This is a genomic window from Enterobacter cloacae complex sp. BZL2005 (assembly GCF_049238885.1).
Taxonomy (GTDB): Bacteria; Pseudomonadota; Gammaproteobacteria; order Enterobacterales; family Enterobacteriaceae; genus Enterobacter; species Enterobacter roggenkampii.
The window spans coordinates 1-21,421 of sequence record NZ_JBMKGI010000003.1; the positions used below are offsets into that span (position 1 = coordinate 1).

General features: G+C 55.1%; 21 protein-coding genes and 2 pseudogenes. 17 read left to right on the forward strand and 6 right to left on the reverse strand.

Annotated features, from left to right (window positions below; translation table 11 throughout):
* Positions 1–168 precede the first annotated feature (168 nt).
* From ACOTXI_RS07365 to ACOTXI_RS07395, 7 genes and pseudogenes are all read left to right on the forward strand, one after another.
* On the forward strand, positions 169–363 hold the full coding sequence (locus ACOTXI_RS07365) for a GNAT family N-acetyltransferase (RefSeq protein ID WP_255411064.1): 195 nt from the start codon (positions 169–171) through the stop codon (positions 361–363).
* A 13-nt stretch (positions 364–376) separates the two neighbouring features.
* Positions 377–1,558, forward strand: a pseudogene (locus ACOTXI_RS07370) (EAL domain-containing protein); the annotation flags it as partial.
* A 95-nt stretch (positions 1,559–1,653) separates the two neighbouring features.
* Positions 1,654–2,007: a DUF1294 domain-containing protein gene (locus ACOTXI_RS07375; protein ID WP_021240259.1), complete on the forward strand. Its 354-nt coding sequence runs from the start codon at positions 1,654–1,656 to the stop codon at positions 2,005–2,007.
* Positions 2,008–2,184: 177 nt separating this feature from the next.
* Positions 2,185–2,634 carry a hypothetical protein gene (locus ACOTXI_RS07380; RefSeq protein ID WP_058654519.1) on the forward strand — a complete coding sequence of 150 codons (450 nt, stop codon included), beginning with the start codon at positions 2,185–2,187 and terminating at the stop codon, positions 2,632–2,634.
* A 39-nt stretch (positions 2,635–2,673) separates the two neighbouring features.
* Positions 2,674–2,871: a hypothetical protein gene (locus ACOTXI_RS07385; protein ID WP_008501277.1), complete on the forward strand. Its 198-nt coding sequence runs from the start codon at positions 2,674–2,676 to the stop codon at positions 2,869–2,871.
* A 2-nt stretch (positions 2,872–2,873) separates the two neighbouring features.
* Positions 2,874–3,298 (forward strand): annotated as a pseudogene (locus tag ACOTXI_RS07390) (GFA family protein).
* A 68-nt stretch (positions 3,299–3,366) separates the two neighbouring features.
* Positions 3,367–3,444, forward strand: coding sequence for a hypothetical protein (locus tag ACOTXI_RS07395; protein WP_223239581.1), 78 nt, complete (start codon positions 3,367–3,369; stop codon positions 3,442–3,444).
* Between the two features lie 338 nt (positions 3,445–3,782).
* On the opposite strand, the gene ompC is transcribed toward ACOTXI_RS07395, so the two are convergent.
* Together ompC and nifJ are read right to left on the reverse strand one after the other, a co-directional pair.
* Positions 3,783–4,892: a porin OmpC gene (ompC, locus tag ACOTXI_RS07400; RefSeq protein WP_044596536.1), complete on the reverse strand. Its 1,110-nt coding sequence runs from the start codon at positions 4,890–4,892 to the stop codon at positions 3,783–3,785.
* 388 nt (positions 4,893–5,280) lie between these two features.
* Positions 5,281–8,805, reverse strand: coding sequence for a pyruvate:ferredoxin (flavodoxin) oxidoreductase (gene nifJ / locus ACOTXI_RS07405; RefSeq protein WP_058654518.1), 3,525 nt, complete (start codon positions 8,803–8,805; stop codon positions 5,281–5,283).
* Positions 8,806–9,077: 272 nt separating this feature from the next.
* On the opposite strand from nifJ, the gene ACOTXI_RS07410 reads away from it, so the two are divergent.
* A complete protein-coding gene (locus tag ACOTXI_RS07410) occupies positions 9,078–9,344 on the forward strand; it encodes a DUF333 domain-containing protein (protein WP_008501281.1) in 267 nt (88 codons plus the stop codon).
* Here the strand turns inward: ACOTXI_RS07410 and hslJ are convergent, their stop codons facing one another.
* From hslJ to ACOTXI_RS07430, 4 genes are all read right to left on the reverse strand, one after another.
* Complete coding sequence (gene hslJ / locus ACOTXI_RS07415; protein WP_008501282.1) at positions 9,345–9,782, reverse strand: heat shock protein HslJ; 438 nt, start codon at positions 9,780–9,782, stop codon at positions 9,345–9,347.
* Positions 9,783–9,908: 126 nt separating this feature from the next.
* Complete coding sequence (locus tag ACOTXI_RS07420) at positions 9,909–10,037, reverse strand: DUF2474 domain-containing protein (RefSeq protein ID WP_008501283.1); 129 nt, start codon at positions 10,035–10,037, stop codon at positions 9,909–9,911.
* On the reverse strand, positions 10,037–11,047 hold the full coding sequence (gene cydB / locus ACOTXI_RS07425) for a cytochrome d ubiquinol oxidase subunit II (RefSeq protein ID WP_039024941.1): 1,011 nt from the start codon (positions 11,045–11,047) through the stop codon (positions 10,037–10,039). The genes ACOTXI_RS07420 and cydB overlap by 1 nt, the downstream gene beginning before the upstream one ends.
* The gene (locus ACOTXI_RS07430) at positions 11,047–12,447 is read right to left on the reverse strand and encodes a cytochrome ubiquinol oxidase subunit I (protein WP_008501285.1); all 1,401 of its coding nucleotides are present in this window, start codon (positions 12,445–12,447) and stop codon (positions 11,047–11,049) included. The genes cydB and ACOTXI_RS07430 overlap by 1 nt, the downstream gene beginning before the upstream one ends.
* A gap of 391 nt (positions 12,448–12,838) precedes the next feature.
* On the opposite strand from ACOTXI_RS07430, the gene ACOTXI_RS07435 reads away from it, so the two are divergent.
* The 9 genes from ACOTXI_RS07435 to ACOTXI_RS07475 all read left to right on the forward strand — a co-directional run bounded on the left by ACOTXI_RS07435 (position 12,839) and on the right by ACOTXI_RS07475 (position 21,355).
* Positions 12,839–13,027 (forward strand): hypothetical protein, encoded by a 189-nt coding sequence (locus tag ACOTXI_RS07435; protein WP_058654517.1) that lies wholly within the window; start codon positions 12,839–12,841, stop codon positions 13,025–13,027.
* Positions 13,028–13,109: 82 nt separating this feature from the next.
* A complete protein-coding gene (locus ACOTXI_RS07440; protein ID WP_008501287.1) occupies positions 13,110–14,519 on the forward strand; it encodes a PLP-dependent aminotransferase family protein in 1,410 nt (469 codons plus the stop codon).
* Positions 14,520–14,789: 270 nt separating this feature from the next.
* Entirely contained in the window at positions 14,790–15,935 is a 1,146-nt protein-coding gene (gene ydcS / locus ACOTXI_RS07445) for a putative ABC transporter substrate-binding protein YdcS (protein WP_058654516.1), read from the forward strand.
* A gap of 17 nt (positions 15,936–15,952) precedes the next feature.
* A complete protein-coding gene (locus ACOTXI_RS07450) occupies positions 15,953–16,966 on the forward strand; it encodes an ABC transporter ATP-binding protein (protein WP_058654515.1) in 1,014 nt (337 codons plus the stop codon).
* A gap of 1 nt (position 16,967) precedes the next feature.
* A complete protein-coding gene (locus ACOTXI_RS07455) occupies positions 16,968–17,912 on the forward strand; it encodes an ABC transporter permease (RefSeq protein WP_023292289.1) in 945 nt (314 codons plus the stop codon).
* A complete protein-coding gene (locus ACOTXI_RS07460; protein WP_021240250.1) occupies positions 17,902–18,708 on the forward strand; it encodes an ABC transporter permease in 807 nt (268 codons plus the stop codon). The genes ACOTXI_RS07455 and ACOTXI_RS07460 overlap by 11 nt, the downstream gene beginning before the upstream one ends.
* Positions 18,709–18,732: 24 nt before the next feature.
* Positions 18,733–20,157 carry an aminobutyraldehyde dehydrogenase gene (gene patD, locus ACOTXI_RS07465; RefSeq protein ID WP_058654514.1) on the forward strand — a complete coding sequence of 475 codons (1,425 nt, stop codon included), beginning with the start codon at positions 18,733–18,735 and terminating at the stop codon, positions 20,155–20,157.
* Positions 20,158–20,339: 182 nt separating this feature from the next.
* Entirely contained in the window at positions 20,340–20,513 is a 174-nt protein-coding gene (locus ACOTXI_RS07470) for a GhoT/OrtT family toxin (RefSeq protein WP_013096478.1), read from the forward strand.
* Positions 20,514–20,599: 86 nt separating this feature from the next.
* On the forward strand, positions 20,600–21,355 hold the full coding sequence (locus ACOTXI_RS07475; RefSeq protein WP_058654513.1) for an alpha/beta fold hydrolase: 756 nt from the start codon (positions 20,600–20,602) through the stop codon (positions 21,353–21,355).
* Positions 21,356–21,421 lie beyond the last annotated feature (66 nt).

The following is a 21,421-nucleotide window of genomic DNA, read 5'->3' on the forward strand; positions in this document are numbered from 1 at the left end:
TGATGATCTGTTCGTCGGAAAAACGCTTCTTCATGGGGATGTCCTCATGTGGCTTATGAAGACATTACTAACATCGGGGTGTACTAATCAACGGGGAGCAGGTCACAGGCTCGCTGGGATAAGTATCACTTCTCGTGGTGGGCTATCAGAGAGAAATCTTCTGGTGCGATCGTTGGTGCAGCATGCCTCCAGCACCTGGCAAACGTGGAGGGGGCACCATTAGAGATTGGCTGGCGCCTCGTGCCTGAACACAATGGCAAAGGCTATGCTACAGAGGCAGCGAAAGCGATCGTTGATTACGCTGTAGAACGGGTGGGAGCATCTTATCTGGCGGCCGTGGCCGATCCAGAAAATGTTGGTTAACGGCTCAGCGCTGCCTGAAGCGCCATTGTTACTTGTTCCATCGAAAAGTACGGTCAACGGCCTGCCGGTTCTCTTATACCAGACAAATCATGCCGGAAGCCGAATCATGGTGAGCATCAGCGACAGCCATATCCGGGATGCGCTGAATATGCCACTACGTGGCGTGGCGTATTCGCTGCTGGTCGGCAATCGTCGTTTAGGCCAATCAGGCGATGTCTTGACGGCAGCCCATTCAAACAACGATGTTCTGACGGTAAAAGACGTTGATTATGCCTTCGCGATTCAATTTAACGCTCCGCCTCTTTTTAGCCTGACGCGATTATTCGACCAGGCCGGTGGAGTGGTGTTATTTCTGCTGCTCGTTTCCTCTCTTTCTGCTTATCTTCTGCAGCGATATCTGTCTAAGGATATTTCGCCGGAAGAATCGCTGCGGACTGCCATCTACAGAAATGAAATTATACCCTATTACCAGCCCGTCGTGAGCGGTAAAGAGGGGACCTTGCGCGGTGTAGAGGTGCTGGCAAGATGGAAGCATCCGCAATCCGGGTTTATTTCTCCCTCGTCATTTATTCCTCTTGCTGAAAAAACAGGGCTAATCATTCCCTTAACCCAAAGCTTAATGCGTCAGGTTGCAACGCAGATGAATGCAATTTCTACGCTGCTGCCGGAAGGATTTCATGTCGGGATTAATTTCAGCGCGTCTCATATCGTTGCCTCTACCTTTTTTGAAGAGTGTCTGAATTACAAGCGCAGCTTTGTGCAACAGGATCTTAACCTCGTTGTGGAGGTGACCGAGCGTGAACCTCTCCACGTAGATGAACATCTCGTTAAGACCCTGAATGGGCTGCATAACAAGGGATTTGCGATCGCGCTGGATGATTTTGGAACGGGATATTCTGGCCTGTCCTACCTGCAGGACCTGCATATTGATTACATCAAAATCGACCAAAGCTTTGTTGCCAGGGTTAATGAGAATGAGGATTCCACCCTGATTCTGGATTCAGTACTGGAACTGGCAAAAAAACTGTCAATCCGTATTGTGGCGGAAGGGGTTGAAACCCAGGAACAGCTTGATTACCTCATGCGCAATAACATCACGTTTTTACAGGGCTACTTCTTCTACAAACCCGTTCCTTTTAAGGAGTTGATAAAAATTCTGTTATCGAAGCCAAAGGTTAAAGTGAGGGTGGAGTGACGTTTGTCCCGTTGTCAGCAATTCCCGCCCGATACATTCATAAGTAGCGTATAATGCGGCGTCGAAAACCGCTCAACACTTCTCTGGCCAGTACTATGACCCTCAATCGCGTTTGTTATTTACTTCTGATCTTTGCTGCGATCGGCAGTCTTTTTACCTCGAGCCCTTTGGCTATGTGGTTTCTGCTCATCAATATGCTGACGTTGGTCATGTATGGTGCCGATAAAATGGCGGCGCGGAAAGGCATGCGCAGGGTGCCGGAAGCCACGCTGCTGGTATTTGGCGTAACGGGCGGCTGGCCTGGCGCGATTGTAGGCCAACAGCTCTTTCGCCATAAAACACAAAAGCAGCCGTTTAAAACCTACTTCTTCTTAAGCATTGTCGTTAGCATCGCCGTGATGGCGGCGGTTTACCATTTCTCGCCTGTTTCTTCTTTATGGCCGTTTTGACATCAAGTTAACCTGAGTTTTTCAGATGCCAGCACTACGTTGATAAGACAGTCATTCGGATAGCGCGTCGTGAATAAATCCTCCATCACTGCCAATAGTAGTAGGACTATTCTTAAGTTGTTGCTGTTTTTTGCACAATCTGAATAATACGTGCAACAATACGGACGACAACATCCCATGAAAATAGTCTCTATTACGCTGGCAGCGCTGGTGCTTTATTCTGCACCTGCCTGGTCCGCTTTTCAGGAGCGGGAATATAATACCTGGTATATGAAAAATGCGGTGCTTTATGATATGACGCAGACCTCGGAAGGTTTTCCCGTCATGGTGAGCGTATCCCAGCCTGGGAGAAAATCCGCTAATTTGCTGGTGTCATATATTACGGAAGGCCGCTGTGGTGAGAATAATCTGCCGCTTAATGTGAATGGTAAAGTACTGCCCGCCAAATATAATTGTATTCAAATAGGAAAAAACAGAATTGAACATTTTTCAGTGGTGGATGCGGACAGCGTCAATGGCATGGTGACGCATCTGAAATCTGATTTCACTATTCTCCTGCAAAACGATATCAAAATTTGGGCGGCAAATATCAAAGCGCCAAAATACGGGCTAACCCCGCGCTTTTAAAATCATGCTACGCTTGTTTGTTGTATCAGGAGCATGAGTATGAAGAACAAAGACGAACAAACAGGATTAGTGGGGCTGGCGATTGGGGCGGCCGTTATTGGGCTGGTTTCTGCCCAGAAACCAATCGATCGCGACAGCATTGTTGATGAGCTGGTCAGGCTCGGCAGGCAGAAAGGCGATGGTGTAGAAGATGAGGTTTTCGTCAAGGCTGCTGACCTGGTGAGGAAGGGGATCTAGCCATGGCTGATATTCGTCATGCGCAGTGCCATTGTGGCGCGGTGGCCTTTACCGTTGCGCTAACGGATGGCCTGAATACCGCGCGGCGCGCTGCAGTTGTTCCTTTTGTCGCATGCGGGGTGCGGTCGTCGTCTCTGCGCCGCTGTCAGGGATTACCGTGACCAAAGGTGAGGATAAGCTCACGGAGTACCGCTTCAATACGGGAACGGCACGGCACTTTTTCTGCTCGGTGTGCGGAATTTACACGTTCCATCAGCGGCGTTCTAATCCAAACGAATACGGCGTGAATGTAGCCTGCTTTGATAACGTCTCACCGTTCGATTTCCCTGAAGTGACGGTGATGGACGGGGTTAACCATCCCTCGGATGGAGATAGCGGGGTGTTTGGCTACCTCTCTTTTCGCAAGAAAGGAACAGGTCAGGCGTAATTGCCGCCTGGCCACTCTGTAATTAGCCTGGCTATAGTGGAGGGTGGTTATCTGAAACAGGAGAAACTATGCTTTGTGTTGAAAAAGACGATCCGCGTGAGGCCCCTGAATCAGGTGATAAAAAGCCTCAACCCGTAAAAAAATAACGCAACCTGTGCGTTTTCCCGCCACCGGCACTGCTGGTGGCTTTTCATTTCTCAGGGAATACTGTTAACCGCCATCCAGGTGGTTCAACACAGCACTGAGATGCCCGACAATATCAGCAAAATCAAAAATTAACGCCATCCAGATGAGCGCTAAAAGAGTTAGTACGACAACGGATACACGACCAAACAACGCTGTTATCCTTAGTGATGGAAAGGCTATCACCTGAGTTTAAACAGCTTTACCTCAACTTACCCTCAACCACGTGATTTCAGAACCTGCTTTTTGTGACGAACGTCAAGAGATGGGTGAGCCCGCATACTGATGCGGGCTCTGGCAATCAGAACTGGTAAACCAGGCCCAGTGCCACGACATCATCCGTGCCGATGCCGTTGTTTTTGTAGAAGCTGTCATTTTCATCCAGCAGGTTGATTTTGTAATCAACGTAGGTGGACATGTTTTTGTTGAAGTAATAGGTTGCGCCGACGTCAGCGTACTTAACCAAATCCTGGTCGCCCTGGCCGTTGCCAAGGTCCTTGCCTTTAGACTGCAGGTAGGAAAGGGACGGACGCAGGCCGAAGTCGAACTGGTACTGTGCGGTCACTTCGAAGTTCTGGGTTTTGTTCGCCACGGCGTCGGTGTTATCACCGTACGGCGTCATATTGCGGGTTTCAGAGTACATGGCTGCCAGATAGATGTTATTGGCGTCATATTTCAGGCCCGCAGTCCATGCATCTGCTTTGTCACCGCCCGCAGTGGTATTCATCACCTGCTCGTTGGTACGGTCAGAAGAGGTGTAGGCTGCACCTGCGGTAATACCCATGCCGAAGTCATAGGTGGTAGAGATACCGAAGCCGTCGCCGTTCTCGTGACGCGTGTCGCGACCATTGTTGGTGCCTTCCTGATTGTTGCTGGCATCTTCATTTTTGCCCTGATACTGCAGCGCAAAGTTCAGACCCTGCACCAGACCATAGAAGTCGGTGTTACGGTAGGTTGCCACGCCATTGGCGCGGCCGGTCATGAAGTTGTCGGCTTTGGTGTAGGAGTCGCCGCCGAACTCAGGCAGCATATCGGTCCAGCCTTCCACGTCGTACAGTACGCCATAGTTACGACCGTAATCGAAGGAGCCGTAGTCACCCACTTTGATACCGGCGAAGGCCAGACGCGTCCAGGACTGGTTATCAGACCCTTCGGTGTTATTGGCCTGGATGTTGTATTCCCACTGTGCGTAGCCAGTCATCATGTCGTTGATCTGGGTTTCGCCTTTAAAGCCCAGACGCATGTAGGTTTGATCCCCGTCAGCGCCTTTATCATCGGAGAAATAGTGCAGACCATCTACTTTTCCGTACAGATCTAATTTGTTACCGTCTTTATTATAAATCTCTGCTGCATGAGTTGCGCCAGCCATTAACAGAGCCGGAATCATCAGGGCCAGTACTTTTCTTTGCATTTTGATATTCCTTTGCGGTTGTTTTTATTTAATTACCTGTTGAACTTTCCGAATGCGAAAGTTGTCTCATGCTAAATCACTCCCGTGTAAGAGTAATAAATTATAATTGTTACGAACTAAGTAAAATCTAAACTGAATACATCAACGGTAATGGTCATTGGTTTGGTGAATGCTTTAAGGCTAAACATAATAAATTAAAATTATTAATCAGGTATAAATTAAGCTATTCTTGATGGCGTTATATGCCTTTAAGATTATTTATCCATAATTCGCATGAATAATATTTAGGGAACTAAATAGATATTTAATGATTATCTGGATTCGCCCGGTGTGAATACACCGGGTTTTTTTATGGCAAAAAAATGCCCGGACGCGCCGGGCAGAGAGACTAGTCGCTGGTCGATTTTTCGGCTTTACCCGCCAGCTGCGCCAGGAAGTCATACCGTTTTTGCAGATCCGCCGCAGCGTCTTTCCATAGCTGTTCGGCCACTTCCGGCTGCTGCGCGTTAAGGCGGCGGAAGCGCTGTTCCTGCATTAACGTCTCGGCCAGAGCATCTGACGGCGGACGTGAATCCAGTGCCAGCGGTAATTTACCCTCGTCCGCACGGCGCGGATCGAACCGGTACAGCGGCCAGAAGCCGGTCGCGGTTAGCTGTCGCATCTGATCGTGGCTGAGTGCCAGGTCGTAGCCATGCTCTTCACACGGGCTGTAGGCAATGATCAGCGACGGGCCGGGATACGCTTCCGCCTCCTGGATCGCCTTTACCGTCTGGTTAAGCTGTGCCCCCAGCGAGATTTGCGCGACGTAAACGTGACCGTACATCATCATGCTCACCCCGAGATCTTTGCGTGCCTTGCGTTTCCCGTGCTCACCGAATTTCGTGACGGCACCCAGCGGCGTGGCTTTCGACGCCTGACCACCGGTGTTGGAATAACACTGCGTATCCAGCACCAGGATATTGACGTTTTCGGTCAGGCTTAGCACGTGGTCCAGCCCGCCAAAGCCGATGTCATAAGCCCAGCCGTCGCCGCCAATCAGCCAGATCGATTTTTCGACCAGGGCGTCCGCGTCGGTCAGCAGCTGTTCAGCGCCCGCCACGCCCTGAAGCGCCTGACGCAGCTCTGCAACCTGCTCACGACGTACCTCTGGCGTCGCGTCGGCGTGAAGCGCGTCATTGAGCCCGGCGGGGATCTGCCCGGCAAACTGCTCCAGCAGGCGCATCACGCGCGCGCGGTGCTGGTCAACGGTCAGGCGGAAGCCCAGACCAAATTCGGCGTTATCCTCGAACAGCGAGTTGGCCCACGCGGGACCGCGGCCGTTGGCGTCAGTGGTATACGGCGTAGAGGGCAGGTTGCCGCCATAGATAGACGAACAGCCGGTAGCGTTGGCAATCAGCATCCTGTCACCGTACAGCTGGGTAAGCAGCTTGATATACGGTGTTTCACCGCAGCCCGAGCAGGCGCCGGAGTATTCAAACAGCGGCGTGATCAGCTGCGAAGTGCGAATATCAATGCGTTCCAGTTTGCTGCGATCGATTTCGGGCAGATTCAGGAAGAAGTCATAATTCACTTTCTCTTCTTCGACGTGCTCCAGACGCGACATCATATTGATGGCTTTAATCTCCGGGTTCTGCCTGTCTTTCGCCGGACAAACCTCGACGCACAGGTTACAGCCGGTGCAGTCTTCCGGCGCGACCTGCAGAACGTATTTCTGTCCGCGCATATCGCGGGATTTTACATCCAGGGAATGCAGGCTGGCCGGGGCGGCCTCCATCTCTTCCGGCGACACCACTTTGGCGCGAATGGCAGAGTGCGGGCAGGCCGCCACGCAGTGGTTGCACTGAGTACACAGATCTTCTTTCCAGATGGGGATCGCTTCGGCGATGTTGCGTTTTTCCCAGCGGGTGGTGCCCATCGGCCAGGTGCCATCCGGCGGTAGGGCAGAGACGGGCAGGGCATCACCCAGCCCGGCCAGCATCGCCGCCGTCACGGTCTTCACGAAATCAGGTGCCGCATCAGACACCACCGGAGAGCGGTTCGGGCTTGCGGCGTTGACCGGCTGCAGCGGGACCTCAAACAGCGACTCGCGCGCCAGGGCCAGCGCCTGCCAGTTACGTTCGACCAGCTCCTGGCCCTTGCTGCTGTAGCTTTTGGCAATCGCGCCCTGCAGTTCCGCCAGCGCGCTGTCGCCCGGCAGGATATTCGTCAGATGGAAGAAGGCCATCTGCATAACGGTATTAATACGCGCGGCAAGGCCACATTCGCGGGCAATTTTCGCCGCGTTAACCACATAGAAACGGGCTTTTTTCTGGTTCAGCACCGCCTGCACTTCCTGCGGCAGGCGCGACCAGACTTCATCCGCGCTGTATGGCGTATTCAGGAGGAAAATACCGCCAGGCTTCAGGCGCTCGGCCATCTGGTACTTATCAATGAACTGCAGCTGGTGACAGCCAACAAAATCAGCCTGAGAAATTAGATACGCAGAGCGGATGGGCTGTTCGCTCACCCGTAGGTGGGAAACGGTCAGGCCGCCGGCTTTCTTGGAGTCATAGACGAAGTACCCCTGGGCGTACCACGGCGTGGAGTTCCCGATGATTTTGATGTTGTTTTTGGTCGCGGAGACGCTGCCGTCACTGCCCAGACCATAGAACAGCGCCTCGAGTTTGGCGGTCGAGGGCAGGGTGTTTTCCGGCAACGTCAGGGACAGATTCGTCACATCATCATAAATGCCGACGGTAAAGCGCGGCTTGGGCTTCGCTTCGCTGAGCTCGTTGAAGACCGCCAGCACGCAGTCCGGTCCGAACTCTTTGGAGGACAAACCGTAACGCCCCCCGATCACGCGCGGCAGCGTTTCACGTTCGCCATGATTAAAGGCCTCGGCCAGGGCGGTCATCACATCCAGATACAGCGGTTCCGCCTGCGCGCCCGGCTCTTTGGTGCGATCGAGCACCGCAACGGTACGCGCGCTTTCCGGCAGCGCAGAGAGGAGATGTTTCGCCGAGAACGGCCGATAGAGACGCACTTTCAGCACGCCAACTTTTTCGCCGCGCGTCAGCAGCTCATCAACAACTTCCTCGCAGGTGCCAATGGCCGATCCCATCAGCACAATGACCCGTTCCGCCTGCGGATGGCCGTAATACTCAAAGGGTTTGTATTCCCGACCCGTTGCGGCAGCAAAGTCATTCATCGCCTGTTCAACATGGTCGTAAACCGCGTTGTACCACGGGTTGGTGGCCTCGCGGGACTGGAAATAGGTATCCGGGTTCGCCGACGTGCCGCGAATCACCGGGTGTTCCGGATTCAAAGCGCGGGCGCGATGCGCGTCAATGTCCGCCTGCGGAAGCAGATTCAGAATTGTCTCGTCAGCCAGCGGGACGATTTTGTTAATTTCGTGGGACGTACGGAAACCATCAAAGAAATGAATAAACGGCACCCGGCTTTTGAGCGTGGCGATATGCGAAATCAGGGCAAAGTCCTGGGCTTCCTGAACGCTGCTGGCGCACAGCATCGCGCAGCCGGTCTGGCGAACGGCCATCACGTCAGAATGATCGCCAAAGATAGAGAGCGCGTGGGTGGCAACGGTACGCGCAGCGACGTGCAGAACGAAGGGAGTCAGTTGTCCGGCAAGTTTGTACAGCGTCGGGATCATTAATAACAATCCCTGGGAAGAGGTAAACGACGTGGAAAGCGCGCCGGTCTGAAGTGCGCCGTGGACCGTGGCAATTGCACCGGCTTCCGACTGCATTTCAACCACTCGCGGGACATCGCCCCAGACGTTTTTTAACCCGTTACCCGCCCAGGCGTCCGCCTGCTCAGCCATGGTAGAACTTGGCGTAATCGGGTAGATGGCGATAACTTCACTGGTGCGAAACGCGACTGAGGCAACTGCACCATTACCGTCAATAGTTTGCATAGGACAACACCCTTACATTGCGCAAAAAAATAGGGGTCTGTATTACGGCAACAAACCCTGAATATTATCTGTGTATTCTAGCAAACGGGGGATTTTTCGATTTTCGCTTTTGTGTCCTCGTTATTCCTGCCATCAATGAGTAGATCAAACTTTTGGCAGAAAAATTGCGAGAAATTGTTTCAGGAGCGCATAAATACGCACTTCCGCTCTCGACGACACGGGATGGGATGCCTATTATGCATAGGTTTCGCATTATTCATGGGGGAGAGAGCATGCGCTCAGCATTTTTGGTAGGGTGTGCCGCATTATTGTTGTCGGCATGCAGCAGTGAACCTGTCCAGCAGGCAACGGCCGCGCACGTGGTGCCGGGTATGAAAGCCGCGATGTCCAGCTCCGGTCAGGCCAACTGCGCGATGATTGGCGGTTCGCTGTCGGTAGCTCGCCAGCTTGATGGTTCAGCTATTGGGATGTGCGCCTTGCCAAACGGCAAACGCTGCAGTGAACAGTCGCTTGCCGTTGGAACCTGCGGTAACTACTGATTATTCTGCACGCTTAAACATCAGCGTTTTATCGGCTGTCGCCAGCGTTAACTGGTCTTCAGTCAGGTCGACCTGCGCGCCTTTGCGCAGCATGTCGCCGATGGCCTGATCCAGCTCGTTAAGCTGCGGCTCACTACAGAGCTTGCGCGTCATGGCCAGCGTTTTCACCTTCAGCTCGCCTTCGGACAATTTCCCCTGTCCGTTGAAGCGGTTACACATCTGACCAGAAACGCTGATGTTATTCACCAGACTGATATCTGGCAGTGCGCTAAAACCGATCTCAGGTTGCGTTGTCGCGGTCTTCACGGCCTTACCGTCCACACTTTCCAGCACAAAGCGGTGGTTCTTAAGTTGCTCCGGCTGAACGGAGGCTTTACCCGGATTAACGCAGCCGGTAAGGACAAGACTGATAACACTTAACGCAATGAGCTTTTTCATTTTTCTTCTCAAACTATAAACACTGTGAATCTTTTTCCAGTGTAACGATACTCTGCCATGCGTTAATGGGGTTTATCTGAAAGTGCGGGGAGGAGCCGGGCAACGCAGCGGTTGCCCGGGATGACGTTAATGTGATTTAAACCCTGCCGCCGTCATCAGCATACGGAAGAGCATACTGACCGCAGCCAGCGCCAGTACGCTGCCGCCCCAGATAATGGCCAGCCAAAGCAATCTTTTCCAGACCGGTTGTTGCATCAGTGATAACCCTCCCCATGCTGAACTTTGCCGCGAAATACGTAGTAACTCCAGAAGGTGTAGACCAGGATAACGGGAATGATCAACAGCGCGCCGACCAGCATAAAGCCCTGGCTTTGCGTCGGTGCGGCGGCCTGCCACAGGGTGATTGACGGTGGAATGATGTGCGGCCAGATGCTGATCCCAAGCCCGCTAAAGCCGAGGAAAATCAGCCCCAGCGTCAGGATAAACGGTCGGCTATGGCTGTCGGGATTATTCAGGCAGCGCCACTGATACAAACTAAAAATCACCACCAGGGCCGGGACGGGCAGCAGATAGAACAGGTTCGGCAGCGTAAACCAGCGCGCCGCGATGGCCGGCTGCGCCAGCGGTGTCCAGAGGCTGATCGCCGCAATAAACGCCAGCAGCACGATTAACAGGGTTTTCGATACCTGACGCATCCGCTGTTGCAATGCATTTTCGCTTTTCATTACCAGCCAGGTCGAGCCTAACAGCGCGTAGGCCACCACCAGGCCCGCGCCGCAAAACAGATTAAACGCGGTAAACCAGTCAAAGGGGCCGCCGGTATAGGCCCGGCCGGTGACGCTAAAGCCGTTAATGACGGCGCCCACCGTCACGCCCTGGGTAAACGTCGCCAGAATGGAACCGCCTATAAATGCCTTATCCCAGAAAGGACGGTGTGCTGGCGTGGCTTTAAAGCGAAACTCAAACGCTACGCCACGAAAAATAAGACCGATCAGCATTAATGTGAGCGGAATGGTGAGGGCATCGATAATCACGGCGTAGGCCAGCGGAAAGGCGCCGAACAGGGCGGCCCCGCCAAGCACCAGCCAGGTTTCATTCCCGTCCCAGACCGGCGCGACGCTGTTAACCATCACATCGCGATCGTCGGCGTTCTGCGTGGCCGGGAACAGAATGCCAATCCCCAGATCAAAACCGTCCATCACGATATACATCAGCGTGGCAAAGACGATGATCACAAACCAGATAATGGAAAGATCGATACCCATTACGGCTGCTCCTTATGTTCAGTTGTGACGGCAGAAAGCGGGCGCGCCGGACGTCCGTCGGACTCGGTGGCGAAAGATTCATGCGGCTGCGGGCCTTTTCGGATGAGGCGCACCATATAGCTGTAACCCACGCCAAATACCGAAGTGTAAACGACGAAGAAGGCCAGCAGGCTCACGCTCATATGCAAATCGCCATGGGCAGAAACCGCATCCTTCGTGCGCTGGAGCCCATAGACCACCCACGGCTGGCGGCCCACTTCGGTGGTGATCCACCCGGCCAGAATAGCAATCAGCCCGGAGGGCCCCATCAGCAGGGCAAACCACAGGAAAGGACGGGAAGAATAAATGCGCTTTTTATAGCGCAGCCAGAGTGCCGTTACCCCAAGCAGCAGCATCAGCATGCCCAGGCCCGCCATAATGCGGAACGACCAGAAGACGATGGTGGAATTTGGGCGGTCTTCCTTTGGAAACTCTTTGAGCGCCGGAACCTGTTTATCCAGACTGTGTGTCAGAATAAGGCTTCCCAGCGCCGGGATCTCCAGCCCAAAGCGGGTGCGCTCCTGTTCCATATCCGGCCAGCCAAACAGCAGTAGCGGGGTAGGCTCGCCCGGTGGATTTTCCCAGTGACCTTCAATGGCGGCAATTTTCGCGGGCTGGTGCTTTAAGGTGTTCAGCCCGTGCATATCGCCCACCATGGCCTGGAGGGGCGCGACAATCAGCGTCATCCACAGCGCCATTGAAAACATTGCCCGGATGGCGGGGGTATTATTCCCGCGCAGCAGATGCCATGCCGCGGATGCGCCAACAAACAGGGCGCTGCTCAGGAACGCGGCTATCGACATGTGCAGCAGGCGGTAAGGGAAGGAGGGGTTAAACACCACGGCGAACCAGTCCACCGGTACCACCTGACCGTTGACGATCTCATAGCCCTGCGGGGTTTGCATCCAGCTGTTGGAGGAGAGGATCCAGAAGGTGGAGATAATGGTCCCAAGTGCCACCATGCAGGTGGAAAAGAAGTGCAGCCTCGGCCCGACTTTATTCCAGCCGAACAGCATCACGCCGAGGAACCCGGCTTCGAGGAAGAAGGCGGTAAGCACTTCATAGGTCAGAAGCGGGCCGGTAATACTGCCCGCAAACTGCGAAAAGCCGCTCCAGTTGGTGCCAAACTGGTAGGCCATCACCAGCCCGGAGACCACGCCCATGCCAAAGTTGACGGCAAAAATCTTCGACCAGAAATGGTACAGCGAGCGCCAGACCGGATTTTTTGTTTTCAGCCACAGCCCTTCGAGCACGGCAAGATAGCTTGCGAGACCAATGGTGATGGCCGGGAAAATAATGTGGAAGGATACGGTAAAGGCAAACTGTATCCGCGCAAGGTGAAAAGCATCCAAACCAAACATGCACAACCTCAATGTCAAACGGTGTGCTGTTATGGTATAGGGGCGAAGATCGGACGAGCAGACGCAGAAAAGCGAATTTTAACCATAACAGTTGGCGTAAATTTCACGCTTTAGCCATCTGATATACCTCGCCGTTGTGGAATAAAAATATTCTTTTTATGATTTTTCCGCATTAAACCGCTTGCTTTGTCGTCAGCGTCGTGCGTTAATGGCCTTCTGGTTTTGAGTTCAAATAAATATCTGACGTAGTTTTATAAAGCAGTTCTCATCACGTTGTGCCTCTCCGCAGCCTCTCTTGGGTCTTTATCTACATTCCGATTCGTTTTGTTTAAAACCATTATGCCCAATCGGCCCATTAGTAATTTACGTTTTTACGTTTCAGGAGAAACCTATGACTTCATATATCCATTTTCGCTGCCCATGCTGTCATGGCTCGCAGTACCGTACCTCAGCCTTTGACGTGTCTGAGAAAAACCCGTTTGGCGCGAAATGCATTTTTTGCAAATCGCCGATGATCACGCTCGACCACCTGGCCGCCGCACGCTCCGCTCAGAGCCACGTGACCGAATACCGTAAGTAATTCATCTTCCAGACTATAACAGTTCGCTAAATCTTCTCTTTTTCTCCTGCTGATATACACTGTCGGTCTTAAGGAGAATCTGATGAAAAAATACCAGCGTCTGGCGCAACAAATTATCTCGCAGATTGAGCTTGGCGTATGGCTGCCGGGCGATAAGCTGCCTTCCCTGCGAGAGCAGGTGGCAAGCAGCGGCATGAGTTTTATGACCGTTGGCCACGCGTATCAGATGCTGGAAAGTCAGGGGCGCATTGTCGCCAGACCGCAGTCGGGCTATTACGTTGCCTCGCGCCCGACCGCACAACAGCCTGCGCCACCCGCTCAGGTGATGCGTGACGAAGCGGTGGATATCAATACCTACATCTTCGACGTCTTACAGGCCAGCCGCGACCCGTCCGTTGTTCCCTTTGCTTCCGCGTTTCCCGACCCCAGACTTTTCCCGCTTCAGCAGCTCAACCGTTCGCTGGCAAACGTCAGCAAAACCGCGACGGCGATGAGCGTGATTGAGAACCTGCCGCCGGGAAACGTCGATCTCCGCCACGCCATTGCCCGCCGCTACGCGCAGCAGGGGATGAACATCTCCCCGGAAGAGATCGTGATCACCGCAGGCGCGCTCGAAGCGCTGAATCTTAGCCTTCAGGCGGTAACCGAGCCGGGTGACTGGGTGATTGTAGAAAACCCCTGTTTTTACGGTGCGCTGCAGGCGCTGGAACGCCTGAAGCTCAAAGCGTTGTCGATTGCGACGGACGTTCGCGAGGGGATCGATCTCAATGCCTTAGAGCAGGCGCTCAATGAGTACCCGGTTAAAGCCTGCTGGATCATGACTAACAGCCAAAACCCGCTCGGCTTCACGCTGAGCGCGGAGAAAAAAGCCCAGCTTGTCGCCCTGTTAACCCAGCACAACGTCCCGCTGATTGAAGATGACGTCTACAGCGAGCTCTATTTTGGACGTGAAAAGCCGCTCCCGGCGAAAGCGTGGGATCGTCAGGACATGACGCTACACTGCTCGTCCTTTTCAAAATGTCTGGTGGCCGGTTTTCGCATCGGCTGGGTGGCGGCAGGAAAACACGCGCCGCGCATTCAGCAGCTGCAGCTGATGAGCACGCTTTCAACCAGTTCTCCCATGCAGCTGGCGCTGGTGGATTACCTGGCGACCAAACGCTACGACGCCCACCTGCGCCGCCTGCGGCGTACGCTGGCCGAGCGAAAGCAGCAGGCCTGGCAGTCACTTCTTCGCCATATGCCTGCAGGCGTCAAAATTCACCATAACGACAGCGGCTACTTTTTATGGCTGGAACTGCCGGCACAGCTGGACGCGGGGCTGCTGAGCGAAAAGGCCTTAACGCACCACATCAGCATTGCTCCCGGAAAAATGTTTTCCACCTCTGACGCGTGGACGCCGTTCTTTCGTTTTAATACCTCCTGGGCCTGGGGAGAGCGGGAAGAGCAGGCGGTCATTCAGTTAGGAAAATTAATTAGCACGATGCTGGAATAATCCTTTCTCCGTTATTTAAATAATCAATTCTTATCCTGATGACGGCGCTGCGACTATTTCGCGGTGACCCGTCATAGGAAATCCGCATACCGTCTCTCGCGCCTAACCCCTTGTCTATAATCCAGTTAACGGGGAATGCGCCCTCGGTCACACCTTGATGAAATTTCCTGAAGCCGAACGGTGCGGCGCATTTGCGCGGTCTACGTTTAATAAGGGAGATATTTTTACGGCACGGCTGCCGCTAAATTTCATTGCGACAGGAGTAACTTTATGAGCAAAAAATTTGCCCGCAGCAGCCTGTGCGCGCTCGGCATGACTATCATGGCCGCGCAAGCCGCAGAACCAGCAAAGGCCATTGGCGACGGGGAAGGTCGACTGGATATTATCGCCTGGCCGGGATACATCGAGCGGGGGCAGACGGATAAAAACTACGACTGGGTCACCCAGTTTGAAAAAGAGACCGGGTGTGCGGTCAACGTCAAAACGGCGGCCACGTCGGATGAAATGGTCAGCCTGATGGCGAAAGGGGGATATGACCTGGTGACCGCCTCAGGCGATGCCTCCCTGCGGCTGATCATGGGCAAACGCGTCCAGCCGATTAACCCCGATCTTATCCCCAACTGGAAAACCCTCGACGAGCGGATTGTGAAAGGGGAATGGTTTAACGTCGGCGGTAAAGTCTACGGCACGCCGTACCAGTGGGGACCAAACCTGCTGATGTACAACACCAAAACCTTCCCGACGCCGCCGGACAGCTGGAGCGTCGTCTTTACCAAACAGGATCTGCCGGACGGTAAAACCAATCAGGGACGCGTGCAGGCGTATGACGGCCCGATTTACATCGCCGATGCCGCGCTGTTCGTTAAAGCGACGCAGCCGCAGCTGGGTATTAAAGACCCGTACCAGCTCACCGAAGCACAGTATGCCGCCGTGCTTAAGGTACTTCGCGACCAGCATGCGCTGATCCACCGCTACTGGCATGACACCACCGTCCAGATGAGCGATTTCAAAAACGAGGGCGTGGTGGCCTCCAGCGCTTGGCCGTATCAGGCGAATGCCCTGAAGGCCGAGAACCAGCCCATTGCCACCGTCTTCCCGAAAGAGGGGGTGACAGGCTGGGCGGACACCACCATGCTGCACGCGCAGGCTAAACACCCGATGTGCGCCTACAAATGGATGAACTGGTCGCTGACGCCGAAAGTGCAGGGCGATCTGGCCGCATGGTTTGGCTCCCTGCCCGTGGTGCCGGAAGGGTGTAAAGCCAGCACGCTGCTGGGCGATAAAGGCTGCGAAACAAACGGTTATAACGAGTTCGACAAAATCATGTTCTGGAAAACCCCCATCGCAGAAGGCGGCAAATTTGTCCCTTACAGCCGCTGGACGCAGGATTACATCGCCATCATGGGCGGTCGTTAATTGCCCGGGAGCAGAACATGACGTACGCAGTCGAGTTTAACAATGTTTCCCGTCTGTACGGCGACGTCCGGGCGGTGGATGGGGTCACCATTGCGATCCGCGACGGAGAGTTTTTCTCCATGCTGGGGCCTTCGGGCTCCGGCAAAACCACCTGCCTGCGTCTGATCGCCGGTTTTGAACAGCTGTCAGGCGGGACGATTTCCATCTTCGGCAAAGAGGCGAGCGAACTGCCCCCCTGGGAGCGGGACGTGAACACCGTGTTTCAGGACTACGCGCTGTTCCCGCATATGTCGATCCTCGACAATGTTGCCTACGGGCTGATGGTCAAAGGCGTCGACAAGAAAAAACGCCATGCCCAGGCCCGCGATGCTCTGGAAAAAGTGGGCCTGAGCTTTGCCATCGCCCGCAAACCGTCGCAACTTTCCGGCGGCCAGCGTCAGCGTGTCGCAATCGCCCGCGCGCTGGTAAACGAACCGCGCGTCCTGCTGCTGGACGAGCCTTTAGGGGCGCTCGATCTCAAGCTGCGGGAACAAATGCAGTTCGAGCTGAAGAAACTTCAGCAGGAACTCGGTATCACCTTTATTTTTGTCACCCACGATCAGGGCGAGGCCCTTTCCATGTCGGACCGGGTGGCGGTGTTCAATAACGGGCGCATCGAGCAGGTGGATACCCCACGCGATCTCTACATGCGTCCGCGCACGCCGTTTGTCGCCGGTTTTGTCGGCACCTCCAACGTTTTTGATGCGGGCCTTGCGCAGACGCTTTGCGGCATGGAGGGCACCTTTTCCCTGCGCCCGGAGCATATTCGCCTTAATGAACAGGGTGACGTTCAGGTTCAGGGCGTCGTGCAGGCCGTACAGTATCAGGGGGCTGCCACGCGTCTGGAGCTGAAGCTCGCCGATGGCGCCAAACTGCTGGTGAGCCAGGCTAACTTCAGTGACGCCTCGCCGCTGAACGGCATTGCGCCGGGGCAGGCGGTCATGGCGTCATGGTCGCGCGAGGCGATGATCCGCCTTCACGAGGAGAGGTGAAATGGATATGAGCGTTGCGCATCCTCCCGCCCCGCGCGGCCGCCTGAGCCGCATGACGGCCCTGTTCTGGCGAAAGCCGTCGCTCGGTCTGTTCCTGCTTCTGCTTGCGCCGCTGATGTGGTTTGGCATCGTCTATTTAGGATCGCTGCTGACGCTGCTGTGGCAGGGGTTTTACACCTTTGACGATTTCACCATGGCGGTCACGCCGGATCTCACGCTGGCGAACATTCAGGCGCTCTTCAACCCGGCAAACTACGACATCATCCTGCGCACGTTAACGATGGCGATTGCGGTGACCATTGCCAGCGCCATCCTTGCGTTCCCGATGGCCTGGTACATGGCGCGATACACCAGCGGCAAGTGGAAAGCGTTTTTCTATATCGCCGTGATGCTGCCAATGTGGGCGAGCTATATCGTTAAAGCCTACGCCTGGACGCTGCTGCTGGCGAAGGACGGCGTGGCACAGTGGTTTCTCAGCCATCTCGGACTGGAGCCGATTCTGACCTCAATCCTGACGCTCCCGGCAATTGGCGGCAACACCTTGTCCACCTCCGGGCTGGGACGGTTTCTGGTCTTCGTGTACATCTGGCTGCCGTTTATGATCCTGCCCGTCCAGGCGGCGCTGGAACGCCTTCCGGCCTCGCTGCTGCAGGCCTCAGCCGACCTCGGCGCGCGTCCCCGGCAGACGTTCCGCTATGTCGTTCTGCCGCTGGCCATCCCGGGCATTGCGGCGGGTTCAATCTTCACCTTTTCCCTGACGCTGGGGGATTTCATCGTTCCACAGCTGGTGGGGCCGCCGGGCTACTTCATTGGTAACATGGTCTACTCCCAGCAGGGCGCTATCGGCAATATGCCGATGGCCGCCGCGTTCACGCTGGTACCTATCGTGCTGATTTCTCTTTATCTGGCGTTCGTGAAACGTCTGGGAGCATTCGATGCACTCTGAACGCGCACCGCTGTTCCTGAAAGTGGCAGCCTGGGGAGGCGTCATCTTCCTGCACTTCCCGCTGCTGATCATCGCGACCTATGCCTTCAACACCGAGGACGCCGCCTTCAGCTTTCCGCCGCAGGGGCTGACGCTGAAATGGTTTAGCGTGGCGGCGGGGCGCGGCGATATCATCGATTCCGTGACGTTGTCACTTCAGATTGCCGCGCTCTCTACCGCTATTGCCCTTGTGCTTGGCACGCTTGCTGCAGCGGCGCTGTGGCGAAGCGCGTTTTTTGGCAAGAATGCGATCTCTCTGCTGCTGCTGTTACCGATTGCGTTACCGGGGATCATCACCGGCCTGGCGCTGCTGACGGCTTTCAAAACGATCAATCTTGAGCCGGGGTTTTTCACCATCGTGGTCGGACACGCCACCTTCTGTGTGGTGGTGGTGTTTAACAACGTGATTGCCCGGTTCAGACGCACCTCCTGGAGCCTGGTGGAAGCGTCAATGGATCTCGGGGCTGACGGGTGGCAAACCTTCCGCTATGTGGTGCTGCCCAATCTGGGTTCCGCGCTGCTGGCCGGGGGAATGCTGGCGTTTGCCCTGTCGTTTGACGAGATCATCGTCACAACGTTTACGGCGGGACACGAGCGCACGTTACCGCTGTGGTTGCTCAACCAGCTCGGGCGTCCGCGCGACGTGCCCGTCACCAACGTCGTGGCTCTGCTGGTGATGCTGGTGACAACTATCCCCATTCTGGGAGCCTGGTGGCTAACCCGCGACGGCGAAAACATTGCTGGCAGCGGGAAATAACAGTGATTTCAACAGGAAAATGCTATGCAAAAACATCTGCTGATAAACGGTGAGCTGGTTGCCGGAGAGGGGGAAAAACAGCCGGTTTATAACCCGGCCACTGGAGAGGTATTGCTGGAAATTGCTGAGGCGTCAGCGGCCCAGGTCGACGCGGCGGTGCTGGCGGCTGACCGTGCTTTTGCGGCGTGGGGACAAACGACGCCGAAAACCCGCGCCGAGTGCCTGCTGAAGCTGGCGGATGCGATTGAAGCGCACGGTGAGGCGTTTGCCCGGCTCGAGTCCCTCAACTGCGGCAAGCCGCTGCACTGCGCGCTGGGGGACGAAATTCCGGCGGTGGTCGACGTTTTCCGTTTCTTTGCCGGGGCCGCTCGCTGCCTAAACGGTCTGGCAGCGGGCGAGTACCTTGACGGCCACACGTCGATGATCCGCCGCGATCCGGTGGGCGTGGTGGCCTCTATCGCGCCGTGGAACTACCCGCTGATGATGGCAGCCTGGAAGCTGGCCCCCGCGCTGGCGGCAGGGAACTGCGTGGTGATAAAGCCCTCTGAGATCACGCCCCTGACCGCGCTGAAGCTGGCAGAGCTGGCAAAAGATATCTTCCCGGCGGGCGTTCTGAACGTGCTGTTTGGTCGCGGGAAAACGGTCGGCGACCCGCTCACCGGGCACGAGAAGGTCCGCATGGTTTCGCTGACCGGTTCGATTGCGACCGGGGAACATATCATCGGCCATACGGCGTCCTCGATTAAACGCACCCATATGGAGCTGGGCGGCAAAGCGCCGGTGATCGTGTTTGATGATGCCGATCTGGATGCGGTGGTCGAAGGGGTGCGGACGTTTGGCTTCTACAATGCCGGGCAGGACTGTACGGCAGCCTGCCGCATTTATGCCCAGAAGGGAATCTATGCCCAACTGGTTGAAAAACTGGGTGCCGCAGTCGCCAGCCTTAAAATGGGGGCGCCTGAAGACACCTCGACCGAACTGGGACCGCTCAGCTCGGCCGCCCATCTGTCACGCGTCTGTCAGGCCGTCGATGAGGCGAAAGCGCTCGGCCATATCCGGGTTGTCACCGGCGGGAGCAAAAAAGAGGGGGCGGGCTACTACTTCCAGCCAACCCTGCTGGCGGGGGCAAAACAGTACGACGCCATCGTTCAGCGCGAGGTGTTTGGCCCGGTGGTGAGCGTCACCGAGTTTGATGACGAGGCGCAGGTGCTGGCCTGGGCAAACGATTCGCAGTACGGACTGGCGTCATCGGTCTGGACCAAAGACGTGGGGCGCGCCCATCGCCTGAGCGCGCGCCTGCAGTACGGCTGCACCTGGGTGAATACCCATTTTATGCTGGTGAGCGAAATGCCGCACGGCGGCATGAAATTATCGGGCTACGGGAAAGATATGTCGATCTACGGGCTTGAGGATTATACGGTTGTCCGGCATGTCATGATCAAACACTGATCCGCTTAGCCTGGCCGCTTGCGCGGTCAGGCGTTCTCTTTGCCCGCCAGATGTGTTACGTAAGATACTCAATTGTTATTAGCCGTAATTTTTAAGTGGTTATTCTGTAACGAAAAAACTTGATCTGTGTCAACATATGACGCATATTGCGTGCGGTTATTTTTTCGGCTCTGGTATACAGAATGACGTTGTATCAAAAGATGTTGGTTTTTTACGCAATCATGGCTTCCATCTGCGCGTTAATCACCTGGTTCCTCTCAAAAGACCGCAAACGTATCCGCCTGCTGAGCGCTTTCCTGGTGGGGTCAACCTGGCCAATGAGCTTTCCCGTTGCGCTGCTGGTCTCGCTTTTCTGAAGCACGCTTCCAGTTTTAAAAGATGAACATAGCATTCCTGATGTGATAACTGTATAAATACACAGTGCATCGTAAAAGGAGTGCTTATGAACAGTTTTTACTCGCAACAGGCCGGTTGCACCGTGCGCTGGCACGACTTGCCCGGCTCCGGCGATCCCGTGGTGTTCATTCACGGGCTGGGCTGCGCCGCTTCCTATGAATATCCCCGCGTCGTTTTTGACCCGCTTTTTGGCGCGCGCAGAGCGATTCTCATCGACTTGCCCGGCAGCGGCTACAGCGATAAGCCTGAGCACTACAGCTATAAAACCACTGACCAGGCGCACGTTGTGGCGGAGCTGATTGACCATCTTAAACTGGATTCCTTCTGGTTATACGGCCACAGCATGGGCGGCAGTATTGCTATCGAAACGGCGGGGCTGCTGGCTACGCGCGTGAAGGGGCTGATGGTGTCAGAACCCAATTTTCACGCGGGTGGGGGGATGTTCAGCCGGTCAATCGCGGCGCAAAGCGAGCAACAGTTTCTGGAACAGGGTTATGACGCCATGCTCAGCGCAGAAAAATCGGCGTGGGCAGGGTGCCTGCAGAGCAATGCGGCTTATGCCGTCTGGCGCGGTGCATCCAGCCTGGTGGCGGGCGTTGAACCGGAATGGGAAGCGCAGTTTCTATCACTTCCTTGCCCGGTAACGTTGATTTTTGGCGAGCTCTCTCTGCCGGATGACGATGTGGAAAATCTGCAACAGAAAGGCGTTGAGGTAAAAATTATCCCTGCGGCAGGGCACTCTATGTCGTGGGAAAACCCCTCTGCGCTGGCGCAGGCCTTAGCCGGGTGTATGACGATGTGATTATTGTGCAATGTATCATCGTTGCGAAATGTAGGCCGGGTAAGCGCAGCGCCACCCGGCAAGAAG

Bases quoted from the DNA above. Each gene is read 5' to 3' on its own strand.
- ACOTXI_RS07440 (WP_008501287.1), top strand. From the start codon at position 13,110: ATGAAAAAATACCAGCGTCTGGCGCAACAAATTATCTCGCAGATTGAG.
- ACOTXI_RS07375 (WP_021240259.1), top strand. From the start codon at position 1,654: ATGACCCTCAATCGCGTTTGTTATTTACTTCTGATCTTTGCTGCGATC.
- ACOTXI_RS07455 (WP_023292289.1), top strand. From the start codon at position 16,968: ATGGATATGAGCGTTGCGCATCCTCCCGCCCCGCGCGGCCGCCTGAGC.
- ACOTXI_RS07435 (WP_058654517.1), top strand. From the start codon at position 12,839: ATGACTTCATATATCCATTTTCGCTGCCCATGCTGTCATGGCTCGCAG.
- ACOTXI_RS07420 (WP_008501283.1), bottom strand. From the start codon at position 10,037: ATGCAACAACCGGTCTGGAAAAGATTGCTTTGGCTGGCCATTATCTGG.
- patD (WP_058654514.1), top strand. From the start codon at position 18,733: ATGCAAAAACATCTGCTGATAAACGGTGAGCTGGTTGCCGGAGAGGGG.
- ACOTXI_RS07380 (WP_058654519.1), top strand. From the start codon at position 2,185: ATGAAAATAGTCTCTATTACGCTGGCAGCGCTGGTGCTTTATTCTGCA.
- ACOTXI_RS07470 (WP_013096478.1), top strand. From the start codon at position 20,340: ATGACGTTGTATCAAAAGATGTTGGTTTTTTACGCAATCATGGCTTCC.
- ACOTXI_RS07475 (WP_058654513.1), top strand. From the start codon at position 20,600: ATGAACAGTTTTTACTCGCAACAGGCCGGTTGCACCGTGCGCTGGCAC.
- ydcS (WP_058654516.1), top strand. From the start codon at position 14,790: ATGAGCAAAAAATTTGCCCGCAGCAGCCTGTGCGCGCTCGGCATGACT.
- ACOTXI_RS07395 (WP_223239581.1), top strand. From the start codon at position 3,367: ATGCTTTGTGTTGAAAAAGACGATCCGCGTGAGGCCCCTGAATCAGGT.
- ACOTXI_RS07450 (WP_058654515.1), top strand. From the start codon at position 15,953: ATGACGTACGCAGTCGAGTTTAACAATGTTTCCCGTCTGTACGGCGAC.
- hslJ (WP_008501282.1), bottom strand. From the start codon at position 9,782: ATGAAAAAGCTCATTGCGTTAAGTGTTATCAGTCTTGTCCTTACCGGC.
- nifJ (WP_058654518.1), bottom strand. From the start codon at position 8,805: ATGCAAACTATTGACGGTAATGGTGCAGTTGCCTCAGTCGCGTTTCGC.
- cydB (WP_039024941.1), bottom strand. From the start codon at position 11,047: ATGGGTATCGATCTTTCCATTATCTGGTTTGTGATCATCGTCTTTGCC.
- ACOTXI_RS07430 (WP_008501285.1), bottom strand. From the start codon at position 12,447: ATGTTTGGTTTGGATGCTTTTCACCTTGCGCGGATACAGTTTGCCTTT.
- ACOTXI_RS07410 (WP_008501281.1), top strand. From the start codon at position 9,078: ATGCGCTCAGCATTTTTGGTAGGGTGTGCCGCATTATTGTTGTCGGCA.
- ompC (WP_044596536.1), bottom strand. From the start codon at position 4,892: ATGCAAAGAAAAGTACTGGCCCTGATGATTCCGGCTCTGTTAATGGCT.
- ACOTXI_RS07460 (WP_021240250.1), top strand. From the start codon at position 17,902: ATGCACTCTGAACGCGCACCGCTGTTCCTGAAAGTGGCAGCCTGGGGA.
- ACOTXI_RS07385 (WP_008501277.1), top strand. From the start codon at position 2,674: ATGAAGAACAAAGACGAACAAACAGGATTAGTGGGGCTGGCGATTGGG.